The organism is Streptomyces phaeochromogenes (genome assembly GCF_001418655.1).
GTDB lineage: Bacteria > Actinomycetota > Actinomycetes > Streptomycetales > Streptomycetaceae > Streptomyces > Streptomyces phaeochromogenes.
Map to the genome: position 1 here is coordinate 1 of NZ_LIQZ01000572.1, position 4,099 is coordinate 4,099.

General features: G+C 70.3%; 2 protein-coding genes. Both read left to right on the plus strand.

The window, feature by feature from the left end:
- Positions 1-163: 163 nt before the first annotated feature.
- Positions 164-1,567, plus strand: coding sequence for a maltokinase N-terminal cap-like domain-containing protein (locus AOK17_RS45985; RefSeq protein WP_055618606.1), 1,404 nt, complete (start codon positions 164-166; stop codon positions 1,565-1,567).
- Between the two features lie 262 nt (positions 1,568-1,829).
- Positions 1,830-4,073 carry a 1,4-alpha-glucan branching enzyme gene (glgB, locus tag AOK17_RS45990; protein WP_425424697.1) on the plus strand — a complete coding sequence of 748 codons (2,244 nt, stop codon included), beginning with the start codon at positions 1,830-1,832 and terminating at the stop codon, positions 4,071-4,073.
- Positions 4,074-4,099 lie beyond the last annotated feature (26 nt).

The window sequence follows — 4,099 nt, forward strand, 5'->3', positions numbered from 1 at the left end:
TTCTACTGGTTCCGACTCCGCAAGGACATGGCCTAGAAACAGGGAGAAGAAGCAGGTAGGAGTAGAACAGGGGCGGGGCGGTTTCTCCCGCCCCGCCCTGGGCACGCATCAGTAACACCCCGACTCACCCGGTTTCCGGGTCCTGGGGAAAGGACGCGACGCCATGTCGGAAGCCGTCACCCGTTCCGTGCACTCCGCTTCGACGAGTCCAGGCCTCCTTGCGTCCCTAGATCCGCTGCTTCGCGAGTGGCTGCCACGGCAGCGGTGGTTCGCGGGCAAGGGCCGTCCCGTCACCGGGTTCTCGCTGGTGGCGGCGGTAGAGGTGCTGCCGTTGGACGCGAAGCTGGGGCTGCTGCATCTGCTCGTGCGGGCGCATCAGCCGCTCGTACCGACTCAGAGTGCCGCCACGCATCCGGCCGACTGCTACCAGCTCCTGATCGGTGTGCGCGAGACGCTGCCGCCACGGCTGGCGCCCGCGCTGATCGGCCGGCCGACCGAGGGACCGCTGGCCGGACGGACCGTGTACGAGGCGCTGTACGACGCACGGCCCGCCGATGTGCTCCTGGAGGCATTGCGGTCGCGGGCGCGCATCGGTGACCTGCGCTTCGAGCGGGACATGCGGCAGGAGATCCGGGACGGTCTGGTGCCGCGGCTGGTGACGGCCGAGCAGTCGAACTCCTCGATCGTCTACGGAGATACGTTCATCCTGAAGCTGTTGCGGCGGATCGTGCCGGGGGACAACCCCGACCTTGAGCTGCCGCTGGTCCTGGCCCGCGAGGGCTGCCCCCGGGTTCCGGCGCCCGCCGGGTGGCTGCTCGCGGACCTGGCCGACGAGACGTACGTACTGGGTGTGCTGCAGCCCTTCGTCCAGGGTGCGGCGGACGGCTGGGAGCTCGCGCTGCGGGAGCTCGCCAAGGGCGAGGACTTCAGCGGTGAGGCGCGGGCGCTGGGGCGGGCCACCGCCGAGGTGCACATGGCGCTGGCGCGGGCACTGCCCACGGTGACCATGGGGCGCGGGCAGATGCAACTGCTCGTGGACGGTATGACCGAGCGGCTGGAGGCTGCCGCCCAGGCGGTGCCCGCGCTGCGGCCGTACGCGCCCGGGCTGCACACCGCCTTCGAGGCGCTCGCCGATCTGGCGGGCGAGGGCGAGACGTGGACGGCCCAGCGGATCCACGGTGACCTGCACCTCGGGCAGTGTCTGCGGTCGCCGTCCGGTGAATGGTCGCTGATCGACTTCGAGGGCGAACCGTCCAAGCCGCTCGCCGAGCGGCGGATGCCGCAGCCGACCGCGCGGGACGTGGCCGGGATGCTCCGCTCCTTCGACTACGCGGCGCACTCGCACGCACCCGTCGTGCCCGGCTGGGCCGACACCTGCCGGGCGGCCTACTGCTCCGGGTACGCGGAGGCGGGCGGACGAGATCCGCGTACGGATCCGGTGCTGCTGCGCGCGTACGAGACCGACAAGGCGATCTACGAGGTCGTGTACGAGGCGCGGCACCGGCCCGACTGGCTGCCCGTGCCGATGGAGGCGGTCCGCCGCCTGGCCCTCTCCGGATCGTCGTAGTCGCCCGTACGTCCTTGCCCTCCCCCTCATCATCACCGTCGACTCCGCCGAGGAGGCTCCACCCGTGACGCCCCGCCCGAACCCGCCCGCCAAGAAGCCGAAGAGCGCGAAGGACAAGGCCGGCAACGGCAAGCCCGCCGCCAAGGCGAAGGCGAAGACCGACCCCGCGGTCGCGGATCCCGCGGAGCCGGTAAGCGATGTGGAGCCGGCCGTGCAGGACGCGGAGCCCGTACGCGATCCCGCACGCGATGCGGAGCCGCCCGTGCGGGATGCGGAACCCGTACGCGATGCGGAGCCGGCCGTGCCGGATGTGCGGCCGTTGGCCGTGCTGGACCGGGGTGACCGGGAGCGGCTGCTCGGGGGCGCGCATCACGAGCCGCACTCCGTGCTCGGTGCCCATCCCGTGCCCGGCGGTGTGGTCTTCCGGGTGCTGCGGCCGTACGCGCTGTCGGTGACGGTCGTCACCGGGGAGCTGCGGGCCGAGCTGAACGACGACGGCGAGGGGTTCTTCTCCGCCGTGCTGCCGTTGCGGGAGGTGCCCGCGTACCGGTTGCTCGTGGAGTACGAGGGGACGGTTCAGGACACCGAGGACGCGTATCGCTTCCTGCCCACGATCGGCGAGTTCGATCTGCATCTGTTCGGCGAGGGGCGCCACGAACAGCTGTGGAAGGCGCTCGGTGCCGAACCGATGGTGCACGAGGGGGTGAGCGGCACCCGTTTCACCGTGTGGGCGCCCAATGCCCGTGGCGTGCGGGTGGCCGGGTCCTTCAACTTCTGGGACGCCACGGCCTTCCCGATGCGGTCGCTCGGCTCCTCCGGGGTGTGGGAGCTGTTCGTTCCCGGGATCGGCGAGGGCGAGCTCTACAAGTTCGAGATCACCCGGCCCGACGGTTCCAAGACGATGCGGGCCGACCCGATGGCACGGCGTACGGAGATCCCCCCCGCCACCTCCTCCATCGTGCACGTCTCGCGTCACGAGTGGCAGGACGGGGAGTGGATGGCGCGGCGGGCCTCCGACCCGCCGGCCCATGAGGCGCCCTTCTCGGTGTACGAGGTCCATCTGGCGTCCTGGCGACCGGGATTGACTTACCGTCAGCTGGCCGAGCAACTACCGGTCTACGTCTCGGACCTGGGCTTCACGCATGTGGAGCTGATGCCGGTGGCGGAGCACCCCTTCGGCGGTTCGTGGGGCTATCAGGTCACGGGCTTCTACGCGCCCACGGCCAGGCTCGGTACGCCGGACGACTTCAAGCACCTGGTCGACGCGCTGCACAGGGCCGGCATCGGCGTGATCATGGACTGGGTGCCCGCGCACTTCCCGCGGGACGACTGGGCGCTGGCCGAGTTCGACGGCCGGCCGCTGTACGAGCACGAGGATCCGCTGCGGGCCGCGCACCCCGACTGGGGAACCCTGGAGTTCGACTACGGGCGCCGGGAGGTGCGCAACTTCCTCGTCGCCAACGCGGTGTACTGGTGCGAGGAGTTCCACATCGACGGCCTGCGGGTCGACGCGGTGGCTTCCATGCTCTACCTGGACTACTCGCGCGAGCCCGGGCAGTGGACGCCGAACGCCCACGGCGGGCGGGAGAACCTCGACGCGGTGGCCTTCCTCCAGGAGATGAACGCGACCCTGTACCGGCGCGAGCCCGGGGTCGTCACGATCGCTGAGGAGTCAACGGCGTGGGACGGCGTCACGCGGGCTACCCACCACATCGGGCCCGGCGGTTTCGGTGGGCTCGGCTTCGGTCTGAAGTGGAACATGGGCTGGATGCACGACTCGCTCGGCTATGCCGCCCACGAGCCGGTCCATCGCAAGTACCACCACCACGAGATGACGTTCTCGATGGTGTACGCGTACAGCGAGAACTACGTCCTGCCGATCTCCCACGACGAAGTCGTCCACGGGAAGCGGTCGTTGGTGTCCAAGATGCCGGGCGACTGGTGGCAGCAGCGGGCCACTCTGCGGGCGTATCTCGGCTTCATGTGGGCGCACCCCGGTAAGCAACTCCTCTTCATGGGGCAGGAGTTCGCGCAGGGTGCCGAGTGGTCCGAGGCGCATGGACCCGACTGGTGGCTCCTCGATCCGTCGTACGGGGCCGCCGCCGACCACCAGGGTGTACGGGACCTCGTCCGGGACCTGAACACTGTGTACCGGCATGCTCCCGCGCTCTGGGAGCGGGACATCGATCCCTCCGGGTTCGCCTGGATCGCGGGGGACGCGGTCGAGGACAACGTCTTCGCGTTCCTGCGGCACGCTGCGGACGGGTCGCCGTTGTTGTCCGTCTCCAACTTCTCGCCTGTGGTGCGGCACGAGTACCGGCTCGGGGTTCCGGATGATGTGCCTGCCTGGCACGAGGTCCTGAACACGGACGTCGGCCGCTACGGCGGGGCCGACGTCACGAACCCCGACCCCGTCAAGCCCGACGCCCAGCCGTGGCACGGCCGCGCGGCCAGCATCCGCCTCACGCTGCCACCTCTGGCTACGGTGTGGCTGCGGCCGGCTTAGCTTCTTATCGCCCCCGCCGCCCCTAC

Coding starts and splice junctions, on each gene's coding strand:
- AOK17_RS45985 (WP_055618606.1), top strand. CDS start 164: ATGTCGGAAGCCGTCACCCGTTCCGTGCACTCCGCTTCGACGAGTCCA.